Below are 14601 nucleotides of genomic sequence, written 5' to 3' on the forward strand. Positions count from 1 at the left end.
TGCCCTTAATTATCGGTTTCAGCCAGCACTCTCCGGACAAACCGGAAGTGCGGCAAAGCGTGAATGAAATGTGGGTCACCGGTCAGTTCGCTCACCTGCCTTCTGCGCAAAAACTGCCTTGGCGTCAGGCAAACATCGGTAATGCTTTCCAGCAGAAAGACCTGCAGTTGCCGGGCGTGCTCACCGACCAGGTACCAGCCGTTCTCGAAATAAATCAGGCGATAAGGTGCGAACCAGCGGTACTGCTGCCCCTCTGCGGTCAGATCCAGCAGAGTTCGCTCCATAATGGCCTGTGTGATACGCCAGAAACTGCCGAAGGGACCGGGCTTGCGCTCCGGTGGAGACTGCCAGACGATAAAAGGTGGCTCTACGGAGCTGTCAGTCAGTACCGATATCAGCCGGTTATCCATTGCCGGGAATAGCTGCTCTGTGCGGGTTACTCTTGCAAAGTGCAGAATATCCCGGTTGGTGCGCAGGCCTTCGTGCTGGTGGGCCAATGACCAGCAACCCTGCTGATATGTCAACTCCAGACAGCTCAGGCGTTCACGAAAATCCCGGCGCAGGGTGCGCTCCGAGATACGAAACTCCTGAGACAACCCCGTAACTGACAGCCGTTCCCCCATCAGCAGGCGACTGATGATGATCGCCAGCCGTGATGCCATGCGATCGTGCTGTTTTTCTTCCGCAGACATAGTGAAGGGTTTCCGTTGATTACAGAGATTTGTATAGGTACTGCTGACGCAGACATGCGACCAGCAGACAGGCTGGAACCGTAACGCGCCGTGCCGGGCCTGCCATATCGGCAATCAGCCAACCGGTGCTCAGAGCGATACCAACCGGCCCGGCCAGTACACTGATAGAGCGGGTCAGAGTCAGATAAGTCACGATGGGGAGCGTGCGCCCCAGTACAACCTTCGCAAGCGTACTGAGCATCACGACCGACAGACGATAGGCTGCAAAACCAGAAGACCGGACAGCAGTCTGTATCGCCATCAGTACCAGCGGTACCGTTGGCGCGGTCAGTTCCGTGCCCATGCTGTCAGCAAACTCTCGCAGCTCAGCCCGAGACATTTCGCTGAGGCTTTTTTCGAGCATCTTCATCAGCAGCGAGAGTTCAATGGTTTCGGTTGCCTCCTCCTTCCTGTATTTCACGCCTGTATGGTCACAGACATCGCATAACACTTCCCGATACAGCACGCCTTTTCCGCCTCTGAACACACTGGCGATACTGCTGGCACCGAAGGTCTGGATTTCAGCGGCAATCTCCTGCCAGTAATTACGGTGCGCCGGGTAAAAACGTTTGTAGTTGTCGCTGCCGGACAGCGTTTCCGTCCAGCGCAGGGTTTTATCCCGTGGGTCATGGGCAATGAGGCTGACCAGTAAATCCAGGTCCTCATTCTCGCAACGCCCCAGGAACTGCAGGTCAACGTCATCGCGATATACGGCCATCTCTTCTTTCTCGTGTCTGTGTCGTCAGGAAAAAACGATAACAAACACGACTGCACGGGCATGGCCGCAGAGGCATAAAAATCAGTGGGTTAAATTGAGCGAAGCGGACAGGTAGTGTCCGAAAAAGAAATACGAAAGATTATGCTGCGCAGGGCGGTGCTGGTGGAGGAAGAAACAGACGGATTGCCAGTTGCCCTGTCAGGCGGGTGACCAGCCAGGCGGCCGTGCCACTTACAGCCCCACCCAACAAAGAGACCAACAGACTTTCTTTCAGTGAAAGACCGCCATAACTGACGCGTAGTCCATCGCGCATGCTGGTAAGCAGTGCAGCTTCAGCCTCTGGTAATGTCATTGCTTGATTCAACAGTCTAGTGGCAATACCACTGATGGCATCCGCGCAGATATCTCCGGCAACCGCACCCCAGCAGAGCAGTCGTACCCGTGGGTCATTTGTGCAATGTCCTCCAGTGATGGCAACCGCTGCGCATAGTCGCATCTGAAAAAACAGTGAAGAGCAGACATCGGCGGTTACGCTCAGTGGCAATAACGCGCTTCCCGCCAGGCCACAGGCAAAACCAGAGCCACATGCTTTGAGGGATTCATACATAACGAGAGATTCCGCCACATCACGGGGGCTTTTGCCTGGCTGCCGGTAGCTGTCAGCCAGCATAGTTGCTGAATCGGTGATGGTTGTGCCTTCAACGGCCAAGGCATAAATCTCGCCAAACAGCTGACGTAATAAATTGATATCCAGAAAAACCTCCTTAACGACAGCCTCTGTTGGTTGTCGCTAAGGTGATATGGGTCTGTGATTTTTTTATTTGCAGTTTTTAAGGTTGAGAAGATGCAGCCATTGCTCTCCGTCGCGTAAAGCCAGCAGCCAATGTCTACTTTTTCATCAGACTGTAGGCATCTTCGATGAGCCGTTCCAGTATTTCATTCATTTTCATCCCCCGCTCTTTAGCAAGCTGGCTGAGTTTCTCTTTTGTCCGGGGGGCGATATACGCCTGGAACAATTTCCGCTGCTTTTGTTCAGCCCGGAACTTCCGCTGACTCCAGGCTCGCCGGAGTTCATGCACAAAGAGTTTTCGGGTGTCCGGTGGGCATTCCCATACCTGGTAAAGGCTATCCAGGAGTGCCCGGCGATCGCTGTCGGATGTTGCACTGAATCTGTACCAGTTTATACCGAACATTTTGTTTGTTACATACGACCAGCACCAATCAATGGCGTCACTGTTGCTGCCATCAAGGAAATCAAAAGGCGACTTTTTCATTTCCGCCCGCTGGTTCAGGGCTCCCCACATACGCCGGAGTTTATCCGCTTCGCCGTGCTTGATATGGCGTTCAACAAGCCAGTGGTCAAAAAAAGCCGTGACCACTTCCAGCAACCCTTTAGGGCTTATTTCAGGCTCAGGAATACCGGTGTCGCTGTAAAATGGCGGAATATCCGCAGGCATATGCTCAGGACTGACAAAGGCGGGGTGATTCACGCTGGCATTCGCCTGCCAGCGTGTATCGGGAGGCAAGGGGATCGGTTTGCTTTGATTCTTGATATAGCACCACGCCCAACAGGCTGCCTTTTTATCTTCCAGCCATGACAGGGCTGACTCCTCGATAAGATAGAAAGCCGACTTATCTTTCACTGCCTGATTAAACGCCTGCATTCCTTCATCCCTGAAACGGCTGCGTCTGACATAGCGCTTCACCAGCGTGATTAACTCCAGGCGATTGTGGTACGGCCGCTGAATAAAAAGGTAGCGATTTCTTTCCCGCGCAGGAGAACTGTTGCCGGGGTTAATGAAGACGAGATCAGACATATCTACTCCCGCCTCTGCCAGAGTCACCAGTGCCATTCTCAGCTTTCTGAGATCAAACTTATTAATCGCGCTGTCATCAATCTGTGGCGCTTCATCCGTCGCAGATTGAGTATCAATATCGTTGTTGTCAGGTCTCTTTTTCGGTTCGGGTCGTTCGACCCCGGGCGCTGCCGGGGATGGAATATGGACGTTCGAGGACGTGATATCCCGCGCCTTTTGAGCACTGTTTACCGCCTGCGCCAGACCATCATTGTGGCTGCTGTTTTGTGCTTTTTTATTCCATTTTTTATTTTTCGACATGCTCAGCCTGCCTTCATCAGCTTAACTACTCATTAATTACATAGTAATAAACATGACTAATTAAGTGCAATAATAATGATAGTGATGATGAAGTTTTTATGATGACATTAATGAATTTTTTATGCTCTTGAAATTAACTTTATCATTCAATTAATCAATAAGTTACGCACAATTCATCGCATAAGAAAACCTGTAATATTCATTTTTTAAAAGCAGTGAATTCGAAGCGTGCCGCTATAGGCGTCCCCTGAAGAAGGTGGCGCTCTGAAGCGGCAGGTATTTCCTGACCAGCTTTGCCAATCCCTTGAGGAAGTGTCGTCGCCCTCGCCACAGGCCACCGACACCTCCCGCCACATTGTCATCTCAAGGGAGTACATCACATGCCAGCATCAGCACCCGTCAACCTGCTCAGCGATCAGATGGTCGACATGAAATTCATCACAGCCTTCACAGGTCTCACAGATAAATGGTTCTACAAACTCATCAAAGAGAAGAAGTTTCCGAAGCCGATAAAGTTAGGTCGGGCATCGCGCTGGTTTAAAAGCGAGGTGGAAAAATGGCTGAAAGAACGCATCGAGGAATCGCGTGAAGAGGAGCAGCCCGAAGAAAAATAACTCCAGAGCGATAAATCCCACGAGGACAATGGCATCGGATGAATAAAATGCATGCGTGCCGATGCTTTTGAGCAGGAGGAAAACGCGGGTTTATTATTATAAATAAAAGATAAACAGATAAGTAAACAGATATTCCTTCCTCATCAGATAAACACATACCCCTTGTGATCTGAGCAGGCTATTTCCCTCTGGAGGGAATAGCCCTGTCATTCAGATGACACAAACCCATATTCGAGAACAACCCCATGAATTCAACATACCTACTTAATGCCAGTTACGCAGAGCGCACCCGTCAGGTCTTTGATGCGGCAACTGAGCAGTATCCCCGGCTGGCTGTATTCCGTGCTGACTTACGTTTCCCTGTTGAAGGTACAGGACGCAGGGATGAGCGTGTTATCTCACGCTTCATCGATTCACTGAAAACCCATATGGCATCACTGTTTAGCGCCAAACGACAGGCAGGCATCACCTGTGACCACCCCACTTCACTGCGTTATATCTGGTGTCGTGAATACGGACCGCAAAGTGGTAACCGCCATTATCATGTTGTATTGCTGCTCAACAAAGATGCCTTCCACCAATTGGGGAGCTTTGATCCTCCTGAGAGCGGGAAATTGCCTTCCCTGGCGAACCTGATTCAGAAGGCCTGGTGCAGTGCTCTGTCACTCCCCTGGCCACAGTACGCTTCACGGATCCGGTTTCCAGATGGTCAGCCCATCTGGATTAATCAGCTGAAAAATAGGGAGAAGCCCCCGGAATACTTCAGAGCGCTTGAGTGGGCATGGTATCTGAGTAAGGAGGCCAGCAAGCGATATGGTGACGGACGCTCCTTTGGTTGCAGCCAAGATAATCCCTCGCTTATCGGCAGTCGTCGCAAGCCTCGCTAAGAATCTGAATCCCCATCCGACTGTTAGCGAAATGTGTTAACGGTCGCTTCACTTTTCTCACTCAATTGCACCTGAGCCCGTTCTCTGGCGGCGCTCTATCACACCTGTTAAACAGGCCGGAGTTTTACAATGCAAATCACCCCGCAATACCTTGCCATCGGTCCGTCAGGAAAATATTACACGCCATGGAATGCAATTCAGCACCCGAAAACCACCTGGCTTTGCCCTCATTGTTATTGCGTGCTGCAGTTGCACCCGGCAAAAAATGACATGGACGCTTATTTCACACATGACCTGATGAGTCTGACACCGTCAAAGGCTGAGCGCTGTTCATATATCGATGAGGACAGGAAACGATATGGTCGTCTGGTGTTTCTCCGCCACATTGTGGCAACGCTACCAGTCTACAGCACTGTAGGTCATGACTGGCACTGTGTGCTATGTGGGAATAATTATTACGGGCTGAAGTTCTGTGAATACTGTGGCTCAGGGATTTACAGCATCGAAGATACAGACACAGCGCTGCCTGAATGCCTTACCGGCTCGCGTTTTGCACTCACCTGGAAAGACATTCCCCAGGATGAACCTGAAGTGCCTGACAGCCCTAGCATTCTGTCGTAACTGTAATACATGAAGGCGGGAGCTATCATGCGCGGCAACTAACCCATCAGTAGTTTTCTACATTATATTCCCATAATGTAGAGAGATACTGCACTACCCCAGCCTTACCAACCTACCATCTCCCAGACCCGCAGCATTACCACAACCATATAACGGCTGCATCACGCGGCCTGAACGGTGTGGACTGACGCTGCGCCCGAGACAGAGTCTGATTATATACGCCAAACCTGGATGATTATGGTCGCCATACGGAGCCAGAACAGCTCAGACTGCCCCTTAGACCACTACTGCTGCCACCTCTGCGGCAGCCCTCAGCTACCATCCTGAGTACAACACGGAACGTCCGCGCTTTGAACACAACGAACATGGATTATCACTCCAGCGGAATATGATGAGGGAGTAATGGTCAGAAATGTGGACATCAGCGAGAAGCTGAGTGTGAAGGGGTCGAACATGATCGCATACAAAGCGTTTAAGTGATGATATGAATTTTCGTTTGAATAACATACTTCTGGCGCAGGCCACACTATCAGTTTTGAGCGAAGAGCAGGCGTTTTCATTCAGGTTAAACTGCTCCCGAAACAACTGAAGCGCAGGCATTCATCATGTCAATTTTTCTAATAGCAGAGAGTCTTCCGTTGCCGGCAACATCTTCATGCTCCGGTATTGAATACAGTTTCGTTCTTCAGCCCTTATGCACACATAAGATAATCTGAATTGATCTATAATGAATGAGACTTTTACCTTATAACATGAATTACTTAACCTTGCGTTACAGCGAAGGAGAACACTCCTTTGACCATGTAACCTAAGGATTAAGACCATGAAAATTATCAAAACTTTGTCAATCGTCGCCGTAACCACTCTTTCACTGATGTCAGCCTCAGTATCAGCGCAGAGCATTACCGCGACTGCGCTGACGCTCGACGAGGCTGAGGCTAAGATTGCTGCGCAGGCTCAGCAACAGGGTGCTCAATACACCATCACTGAAGCCAGCAGCAATGACGTCGTACACATGACCGCTAAGCTGCACAAATAAGGAATGGTCGTACAAGGAGGTGCCGGAAAGGGCCGCCCGACGGGCGGCCCTTTCTGCTTTTGAGACTGCGGTATAACTGTTTCTTACTGACGGCGGCTGCCAGGCAAGCATCGGTCCTGCCTGCGTCTGTCACTGTAAAAAGGCAGTTACCCGTTCAGCTGGGCGGATATTTCTGCTGCCAGTTCAGTAAATGCTCGAGCAGCAAAGCTCTGATAAGCGTCCTTTCGACGCATCAGGACCGCTGTGCGCGTCAGGCGCTCGGGTTCCAGGGCGATCGCCACCAGATTATCCTGGGCCAGGGCCGTTCTGGCGGGCAGGAGCGTGGACAAAGATGTCCTGCGGACAATTTCTATTACCGCCCCGAGAGCGTTAGCTTCCATCAGCACCTTTGGATGAATACTGTGTCTACGGCAGTAGCTGTCAATCTGTTCGCGGGTCGCGAATTCCTTGCTGAGTAATACCAGTGACTCGTTGTTCAAAGCCTGTAGCCCGACAGATTTTTCCTTCGCAAGCCTGTGCCCGCTGTTTGCCACGAGGGCAAGCGTTTCGTCCAGCAACGGTATCGCGTCGATGTCCGGGCAGTGAACATCCCCGAATGCTATCCCCACGTCCAGCTCTCCTTCCTGGAGAAGCTCTTCCATACTTTCCTGTGAAATCTCCCGTACATTGAGGGTGATCTCCGGGTAGCGAAGGTGGAATGCCTCGACCAGCGGCCCGACAAGATACGTTGTGAAGGTTGGCGTCACGGCTAAGCGAAGCGAACCACGACTGAGATCGTTCACGTCGTGGATCGCGCGCGTGGCTTCCCGCAACTCCTGAGATGCACGGCGTACATACTGAAGATAAGCGTGTCCGGTATCCGTCAGACATGTTGTACGACCAGATCGGTCAAACAACTGGGTGCCGAGCTCTTCTTCCAGTTGTTTGACCAGCTGCGAGAGGGCTGGCTGAGAGACGTGCAGTGCAGCCGCAGCTTTGGTGAAGCTGAGATGTTCAGCAACAGCCTGAAAATACCGTATGTGACGTGCGAGCATAACTTACCATCATAAGATTATCTGAATTAATCCATAATAATATAGACTTTTACCTTATGCTACGGGTTGTTTAATCTCAGTCACACACAACCGACACTGAGATTGCAACCATGAAAGAGATTATTGAAGGTTTTCTGAAGTTCCAGAAAAACGCTTTCCCCGAGCGGGTCAAGCTGTTCAAAAGCCTGGCTAATCAGCAAAGCCCGAGAGCATTGTTCATTTCCTGCTCTGACAGCCGTCTGGTGCCCGAACTGGTTACCCAGCGCGAACCTGGCGATTTATTCGTGATCCGTAACGCCGGTAACATTGTGCCGTCTTACGGTCCGGAACCGGGCGGGGTTTCAGCCTCAGTGGAGTATGCAGTCGCCGCGCTCCAGGTGAATGACATCGTGATTTGCGGCCACTCTGACTGCGGCGCCATGACCGCCGTTGCCACCTGTAAATGTCTCGACCATATGCCCGCCGTATCGAGCTGGCTGCGCTATGCCGACTCTGCCCGTGTGGTGAATGAAGCCCGACAGCATCCCGATCAGTCATCCAAAGTCGCGGCTATGGTGCGCGAAAACGTCGTCGCTCAGCTGGCTAATATCCAGACCCATCCGTCCGTTCGTCTGGCGCTTGAAGAAGGCCGGGTGGCCCTGCACGGCTGGATCTATGACATTGAGAGCGGTCGTATTGATGCTTTTGATGGCAGAACCGGTGCTTTCGTGTCCCTTGCTGAAAATCCAGAAGTTAAAGCCGTTTCCTCACAATCCAGGCATGTTGCCTGAACCCCTTACCGACCAGGAGAAAAGACCATGATCCAGACCCAAGTTACCCAGGCAGCACGTCAGGCACTCACCGAAACCATCATTCTGGCTAAGGCCCGCAAGGACCTATCTTTCGCCGAAATTGTTGACGGGACCGGCTTGTCGGAAGCCTTCGTTACCGCAGCTTTGCTTGGCCAGCATCCGTTACCTGCCGACGCAGCGGTCGTTGTCGGCAGGAAGCTCGACCTGAATGCCGATGAAGTTAAACTGCTGCAGTCGGTGCCCGTGCGCGGCAGCTTTGCCGATGGCATCCCGACCGATCCGACAATCTACCGTTTCTACGAGATGATGTCAGTTTACGGTCCCACCCTCAAGGCACTGGTTCACGAGAAGTTCGGCGACGGCATAATCAGCGCCATTAACTTCAAACTGGACATCAAAAAAGTTGAAGATCCGGACGGTGGACACCGTGCCGTGATCACCCTGGACGGCAAGTACCTGCCAACCAAGCCTTTCTGATCCCCTCATCACCCAGCCCGGTAACTGAAGTGCCGGGCTGCCTGCGTTTTCAGTCGCGATGCTGTGCTGCCGCTCCCGCGTTGAGCGCCTGAAAGCTGCTGTGTCAGCATCGTCACGGTGCCGGATAGCGGCAATGCCCGGTGTGCCGTCGTACCCCGGCTAACCCTGTCAAAACTCACCGGGTGTTACCCCCATAACTGCACGGAATGCGGCTGAAAATGCGGCAGGCGAAGAAAAGCCAAGCTGCCAGGCAACCTGTTTAACTGATACGTTTTCGGAAAGAAGCTCCAGTGATGCGTATATTCTTGCCCGCTGTTTCCATGTCCGGAAGCTGAACCCCGTATCGCGTAAAAACAGGCGGGAGAAAGACCTTTCCGACATGTTTGCTATGTCAGCCATATCAGATAACGTGGTTTCCCAGCGATGGCTGAGCATCAGCTCCCCTGCTGCACGTAATAATCGGTCATCCTGCGGCATCGGTAGCTCTGCGGGTACGGAGGGCGCTTCGCCGATGATTTCCAGAAGTAAAAGCGCCATTTTTCGCTTCGTCAGTGTGTGGTAATCATTGTTAAACAGGCCAGCTATTAACTCCTTGACCAGCGGGACCACGTCGATCACGTGTACCCGGTTATTCTCTGAGAAATGTGTGCACTCAGAAATCAGGCTGCCACTGAGGTAAACCGCGCGCAGCTCCGTATGCGACAGAAGTCTGTAAGAGTGTTCAATCAACGGTGGGAGCCAGAGCGCCCGCTGAGGGGGAATAACCCATCGCCTGCCTGCAGCCTCAACCAGCAGAACGCCACTGCTGGCGTATAAAAGTTGTCCTTCCAGGTGATAATGAGGGGGATCTTCTTCCCCGCGCCGGTAGGAAATGGCCGTGGCTGAACAGCCCGCTGATTCATCGTGTCTTGGCGCTTTATCGATGCTTACTGGCATTTCAGATTCCAACCTCACGTCTATCATGATCCGACTGGCGTCACCCGACCGGTATTTCGCGGGGGGAGTGCACCTGACCTATTACTCAACAGGACTCAGAAGGATATAAGCCTATGCAAGTACATTTTATTGTGCATGAAGATTTTGAAGCACCAGGGGCGTTTGAAACCTGGGCTATGGCTCGTGGCCACAAGGTAACCTTTTCGCGCGTGTATGCGGGTCAAAAGCTTCCTGGTGGTGTACGGGATATCGATCTGCTGGTAGTGATGGGAGGGCCACAGGATCCGTCCGTCACCCCTGATGAATGTGCACATTTTGATTCCCTTGCCGAACAGGCGCTTATTGCCTCTGCAGTTCTTCTGGGTAAAGCCGTCATCGGCGTCTGCCTGGGCGCCCAGTTGATTGGGGAAGCCCTGGGGGCTCCGTTTGCCCACAGTCCGGAAAAAGAAATCGGTAAGTTTCCGGTATTTATGACCGCTGCGAGCGAGCACAACCCGTTGTTTTCTCACTTCGGCCATCAGCTTGACGTCGGGCACTGGCATAACGATATGCCGGGGCTTACGCCGGGGGCCGAAATTATCGCCTGGAGCGAAGGCTGCCCGCGACAGATAGTGGCTTATTCTGATCTGGTCTACGGGTTTCAGTGCCACATGGAACTCACGCGGTCCGTTGTTGAATTACTGATTGCGCATTCCGGCGATGACCTGAGCCGGGCGGCAGACTATCGGTTTGTCCAGTCAGCGGAAGAGTTAAGGACCCACGACTACACAAAAATGAATAATGTGTTGTTCACTTTTCTCGACAAGCTTGAGTCACGCTACCGCCGGACCGGGTTATGATTTCATGACCTGCAGCAGGATCACGAGCCGGGTTGATGACTGACAACATTACTGAGTCGAAAAAAAAAGCCCCCGGCAGGCAACAGGTCGCAAGCTTAACGGGGGAAGTACAAAAAATGCTAAATAGTCCGGTTTCATAAAGTTCGTGCGGCAGTCCGGACAGTGGCAGAGGGCAAAAACCGACCGGCCGATGAAACCGGCCGGTCCAGGCAGCTATTTCAGGTGTTCTTTGAGCTCATCGCCGGCCTGAGCAAGTGCGGTCCGCACAGCAGGCACGTCGCTCAGCGCGTTCAGCAGGCCGTAGTCATGAATTAACCCGTTGTAGCGTGTCACCGTCACGTCGACACCTGCGGCATCAAGTTTGCGGCCAAACGCCTCACCTTCATCGCGCAGCACGTCAAGTTCGGCTGTCTGAATCAGAGTAGGAGGCAGCCCCTTCAGTTGTTCAGGCGTGGCGCGCAGCGGCGATGCCAGGATGTTGTTACGATCGCTTTCTTTAGTGGTGTAAGCATCCCAGAACCATTTCATCATATTACGCGACAGGAAATACCCGTTCTCATACTGGTTATAAGACCCGGTATTGAAATTCGCGTCAGTTACAGGCCAGAGCATGACTTCGTAGCGGATCGCCGGCGCTTTATGCTGTTTGGCCTGGAGCGCTACGGCTGCAACCATGTTACCGCCGACGCTGTTACCTACCAGCGCCAGACGACTGCCGTCAACGCCAATTTCGCTACCGTGCTCAGCAACCCAGCGGGTTGCTGCATAAGCCTGATTAATCGCAACCGGGAAATGCGCTTCCGGTGATGGCGTATAGTCGACAAAAACGGCCGCTGCACCAGACTCAGTCACCAGGTCACGAACAAGACGTTCGTGCGTCGCAAAATCGCCCAGTATCCAGCCGCCGCCGTGGAAGAACATAAAGACTGGCAGGGTACCCTGCGCGTTATGAGGCTTCACAATGTGAAGTTTGATGGAGCCACCATCGACGTTGATCGTTTTATCAGTGACGTCAGCAGCAGGCAGTTTCGCACCTTTCTGGGCGCTGATCAGCACCTGACGCGCGTCCTGCGGAGACAACAGTTCAATAGGCTTGCCGCCGGCACCGTTCAGGGCATTGAGAAATTCCTGCACGTGACGCTCCGGCTGAGACGCGTCGGCAAAGCTGTTGGCGGAAATGGCTGCCATTGCGGCAGTCAGCAACACAGATTTCATATTCATAGTACGACCTTGATAATATTGTTTACTATAAAATAGCGCGCTATTTAAATGAGCAAAACACATAGGCTTTACCTGTTTCTGAATACCACGCACTGAGAAAAATTTAAGAGCCCCCGCCTCAACCAGCTCGCATTTTTACATCGACCGGTTGAGAAAAGCCCGACCAGGACAGTGGTCGCGGGCCTTACGCGGGATAGCTGAATAACTTACAGACCCAGGTCAGACAGGCCCGGATGATCGTCAGGACGGCGTCCCAGCGGCCAGAAGAACTTGCGCTCGCTTTCCTGGATAGGCATGTCATTGATGCACGCGAAGCGGCGCTTCATCAGGCCATCGGCCTCAAATTCCCAGTTTTCATTGCCGTAAGAGCGGAACCAGTTACCCGAGTCATCATGCCACTCGTATGCGTAACGGACGGCGATGCGGTTCCCGGTAAACGCCCACAGTTCCTTAATGAGGCGGTACTCGTGCTCTTTTTTCCACTTACGGGCGAGGAACGCTTCGGCTTCATCACGATTATTCGCGAACTCCGCACGGTTACGCCATTTGGTGTCCAGTGAGTAAGCCAGTGCGACTTTTGCAGCGTCGCGACTGTTCCAGCCATCTTCAGCCAGGCGAACTTTCTCGATAGCCGTTTCCAGTGTAAATGGCGGAAGCGGCGGACGAACTTGTGTATTAGTCATGGTAAAACTCCTGTTAATTCCGGTTTGTAGTTAATAGCAATACTCTTCACTCAGGTCCCGGCTGAGACCCGTTCCAGCAAAACTTTCGCAACGTCCCGTGCGTTGTCAGCGGCATCCCGGTCGCCCATCACGTATGTTACGGTGATAGCCCCCTCCATCAGAATCAGCAGCTGCCTGGCCAGTTCCTCAGCGTGTCCGGTGTTCAGTTGCCCACTGAGCTCGAGCGCATAATCCAGCAGCTTCTGCTTATGCACTTTCGCTATCAGGCGCACGGGGTCATCCGGATCCCCCACTTCCCCGGCTGTGTTGATAAAGGCGCAGCCACGGAAGCCTTCGGACTCGAACCAGCTTTTCAGAACAGTGAACATGTTGAGAATGCGATCCTGAGGCGTTTCACCTTTATCAGACTCGGTTCTGAACCACTGCATCCAGCGTTCGTCGCGCCCATTCAGCGCGGCCGATGCCACATCCTCCTTGTTCGAGAAATGGCGATAAATACTCTTTCTTGCGACGCCTGAGGTCTTCACCAGAAGGTCCATGCCCATGGCGTGGATGCCGTTCTGATAGATCAGTTGTTCAGCGGTAGTGAGGATTTTTTCCCGGGTATCCGTTGGCTTCTTGTTCATGATCTTCTCGCTAACCTCTCGTTCATGCCCTAAAGGTAGAACGATCGTTCTACCTGGTCAAGCACTAATTTTTGATTATTTTTTTACGGGTGAAATAGTGGTTAAATAAGTCTTATAAATCATTAAATTGCCAATAAATTTATTTTTGCGATCAGCTGTTTTTTTGAAAAGAAATTGTTGACGGGGAAAGAGTATCCGGAATGAGGGCCCGGATTGGGCGGGGTATATACAACAAGGCAGCTTCAAGCTGCGCTGCTGGTTAACTCTGTACTATGGTTCTTACCTGATAAACCCAGATGCTTCCTGATAGTTCGTTCCATCTGAGCGCTGTCGAGAGAAATACTCGTGCGCTCACCGGCTACCGCCAACCTGTACCCGCCATTTAAGGGCATCAGGTTTATTACATAGCGTTTGTTATTCAGGATAATCCAGTTCACGTTACATTCATTTCTTGGAGAATAATGTGTCCGTAGACCAGGACACTGATGTTGTTACCTGCATGTCCTGAAGCCGCACTTTCAGAGGTGCGGCCTGAGTTGCTATGAAGCTTTCCTGTTTCGGAATGCGGCCACTTTCATGCGATTGCCGCAGGTGGCCATGCTGCACCAGCGCCGGCGATGGGATTTACTCAGATCGTGAAAGAGTAAAATGCAGTTATGGGCTTCACACTGCCGCACATATTTGAACTTTTCATCCGTGACCAGCTTCACAAGCGCATCGGCTATGGGCCAGAGGAGGTCTGCCGGGCTGCCAGCATCTGAATAAACATCCACACGATAGCGTTGTGTATCCTGATCCCATTTCAGCCGCGTTTCAGGGCGCCCTGTCTCGAGAATTCGGTTAATCACCGTCAGGTCTGATTCACTGGTCTTCATGGCAGCATGCACGACCGCGCGGGCTGCACCCCGCAGCTGGCGAGCCTCCTCGAGTAGCCCACGCGGAGCCATAGTTCCTTTCGGCACAAGGTCCACCCTTTGCAGCCAATCGATAACGCTCCGGGCGTCATCGAAGCAATCATGCCGGTTTTCGCCCGTCCCGTATTCACTGTTGATGAAGTCCAGCGCGAGATTATCGGCCAGGAAGAGAGGCGGGGAAGAAAGATTTTTGATTTCCATACGCACCTGTAACCCATTAAATAATTTTGACAGGTTACCAGAATTGTGTGTAACCTTCAATTAAGCACTTTAATGGTTACTCGATAATTGCTATGTCGCCTTCACATTCGGGATTATCGATAGCAGATAACGCAACGGCGTAGATGCACTAC

At 52.1% G+C, this 14601-nt stretch carries 17 protein-coding genes and 1 pseudogene; 8 read left to right on the top strand and 10 right to left on the bottom strand.

The window, feature by feature from the left end:
• Positions 1-5 precede the first annotated feature (5 nt).
• The 4 genes from NWV12_RS17980 to NWV12_RS17995 form a co-directional block, all read right to left on the bottom strand.
• Positions 6-692 carry a WYL domain-containing protein gene (locus NWV12_RS17980; protein ID WP_101744655.1) on the bottom strand — a complete coding sequence of 229 codons (687 nt, stop codon included), beginning with the start codon at positions 690-692 and terminating at the stop codon, positions 6-8.
• Between the two features lie 19 nt (positions 693-711).
• Positions 712-1449: a DUF3944 domain-containing protein gene (locus tag NWV12_RS17985; protein WP_101744656.1), complete on the bottom strand. Its 738-nt coding sequence runs from the start codon at positions 1447-1449 to the stop codon at positions 712-714.
• Positions 1450-1588: 139 nt separating this feature from the next.
• Positions 1589-2158 (bottom strand): hypothetical protein, encoded by a 570-nt coding sequence (locus NWV12_RS17990; protein ID WP_158641728.1) that lies wholly within the window; start codon positions 2156-2158, stop codon positions 1589-1591.
• Between the two features lie 178 nt (positions 2159-2336).
• Complete coding sequence (locus NWV12_RS17995) at positions 2337-3566, bottom strand: hypothetical protein (protein WP_101744657.1); 1230 nt, start codon at positions 3564-3566, stop codon at positions 2337-2339.
• Positions 3567-3946: 380 nt separating this feature from the next.
• On the opposite strand from NWV12_RS17995, the gene NWV12_RS18000 reads away from it, so the two are divergent.
• The 5 genes and pseudogenes from NWV12_RS18000 (at position 3947) to NWV12_RS18020 (ending at position 6727) form a co-directional block, all read left to right on the top strand.
• Entirely contained in the window at positions 3947-4180 is a 234-nt protein-coding gene (locus NWV12_RS18000; RefSeq protein WP_101744658.1) for an AlpA family transcriptional regulator, read from the top strand.
• Positions 4181-4425: 245 nt separating this feature from the next.
• A complete protein-coding gene (locus NWV12_RS18005) occupies positions 4426-5067 on the top strand; it encodes an inovirus Gp2 family protein (RefSeq protein ID WP_101744659.1) in 642 nt (213 codons plus the stop codon).
• A gap of 129 nt (positions 5068-5196) precedes the next feature.
• Entirely contained in the window at positions 5197-5688 is a 492-nt protein-coding gene (locus NWV12_RS18010) for a putative zinc ribbon protein (RefSeq protein ID WP_101744660.1), read from the top strand.
• 375 nt (positions 5689-6063) lie between these two features.
• Positions 6064-6165 (top strand): annotated as a pseudogene (locus tag NWV12_RS18015) (hypothetical protein); the annotation flags it as partial.
• A 346-nt stretch (positions 6166-6511) separates the two neighbouring features.
• Entirely contained in the window at positions 6512-6727 is a 216-nt protein-coding gene (locus NWV12_RS18020) for a YdgH/BhsA/McbA-like domain containing protein (protein WP_101744661.1), read from the top strand.
• 146 nt (positions 6728-6873) lie between these two features.
• On the opposite strand, the gene cynR is transcribed toward NWV12_RS18020, so the two are convergent.
• Complete coding sequence (gene cynR / locus NWV12_RS18025; protein WP_101744662.1) at positions 6874-7761, bottom strand: transcriptional regulator CynR; 888 nt, start codon at positions 7759-7761, stop codon at positions 6874-6876.
• Between the two features lie 110 nt (positions 7762-7871).
• Between cynR and NWV12_RS18030 the strand changes: the two genes are divergently transcribed.
• Complete coding sequence (locus NWV12_RS18030; protein WP_101744663.1) at positions 7872-8531, top strand: carbonic anhydrase; 660 nt, start codon at positions 7872-7874, stop codon at positions 8529-8531.
• A 27-nt stretch (positions 8532-8558) separates the two neighbouring features.
• Positions 8559-9029, top strand: a complete 471-nt coding sequence (gene cynS / locus NWV12_RS18035; protein ID WP_032650464.1) for a cyanase — start codon at positions 8559-8561, stop codon at positions 9027-9029.
• Between the two features lie 168 nt (positions 9030-9197).
• On the opposite strand, the gene NWV12_RS18040 is transcribed toward cynS, so the two are convergent.
• On the bottom strand, positions 9198-9965 hold the full coding sequence (locus NWV12_RS18040) for a helix-turn-helix transcriptional regulator (RefSeq protein WP_101744722.1): 768 nt from the start codon (positions 9963-9965) through the stop codon (positions 9198-9200).
• A 113-nt stretch (positions 9966-10078) separates the two neighbouring features.
• On the opposite strand from NWV12_RS18040, the gene NWV12_RS18045 reads away from it, so the two are divergent.
• A complete protein-coding gene (locus NWV12_RS18045) occupies positions 10079-10804 on the top strand; it encodes a type 1 glutamine amidotransferase (protein WP_101744664.1) in 726 nt (241 codons plus the stop codon).
• Positions 10805-11017: 213 nt separating this feature from the next.
• On the opposite strand, the gene NWV12_RS18050 is transcribed toward NWV12_RS18045, so the two are convergent.
• From NWV12_RS18050 to NWV12_RS18065, 4 genes are all read right to left on the bottom strand, one after another.
• A complete protein-coding gene (locus NWV12_RS18050) occupies positions 11018-12025 on the bottom strand; it encodes an alpha/beta hydrolase (RefSeq protein ID WP_101744665.1) in 1008 nt (335 codons plus the stop codon).
• 206 nt (positions 12026-12231) lie between these two features.
• Positions 12232-12708 carry a DUF1348 family protein gene (locus tag NWV12_RS18055; protein ID WP_068795336.1) on the bottom strand — a complete coding sequence of 159 codons (477 nt, stop codon included), beginning with the start codon at positions 12706-12708 and terminating at the stop codon, positions 12232-12234.
• Positions 12709-12758: 50 nt separating this feature from the next.
• Complete coding sequence (locus NWV12_RS18060; RefSeq protein WP_032650475.1) at positions 12759-13334, bottom strand: TetR/AcrR family transcriptional regulator; 576 nt, start codon at positions 13332-13334, stop codon at positions 12759-12761.
• Between the two features lie 539 nt (positions 13335-13873).
• Positions 13874-14449, bottom strand: a complete 576-nt coding sequence (locus NWV12_RS18065) for an ABATE domain-containing protein (RefSeq protein WP_101744666.1) — start codon at positions 14447-14449, stop codon at positions 13874-13876.
• Positions 14450-14601 lie beyond the last annotated feature (152 nt).

Source organism: Enterobacter sp. Crenshaw, assembly GCF_024734705.1.
Lineage (GTDB): Bacteria > Pseudomonadota > Gammaproteobacteria > Enterobacterales > Enterobacteriaceae > Enterobacter > Enterobacter asburiae_B.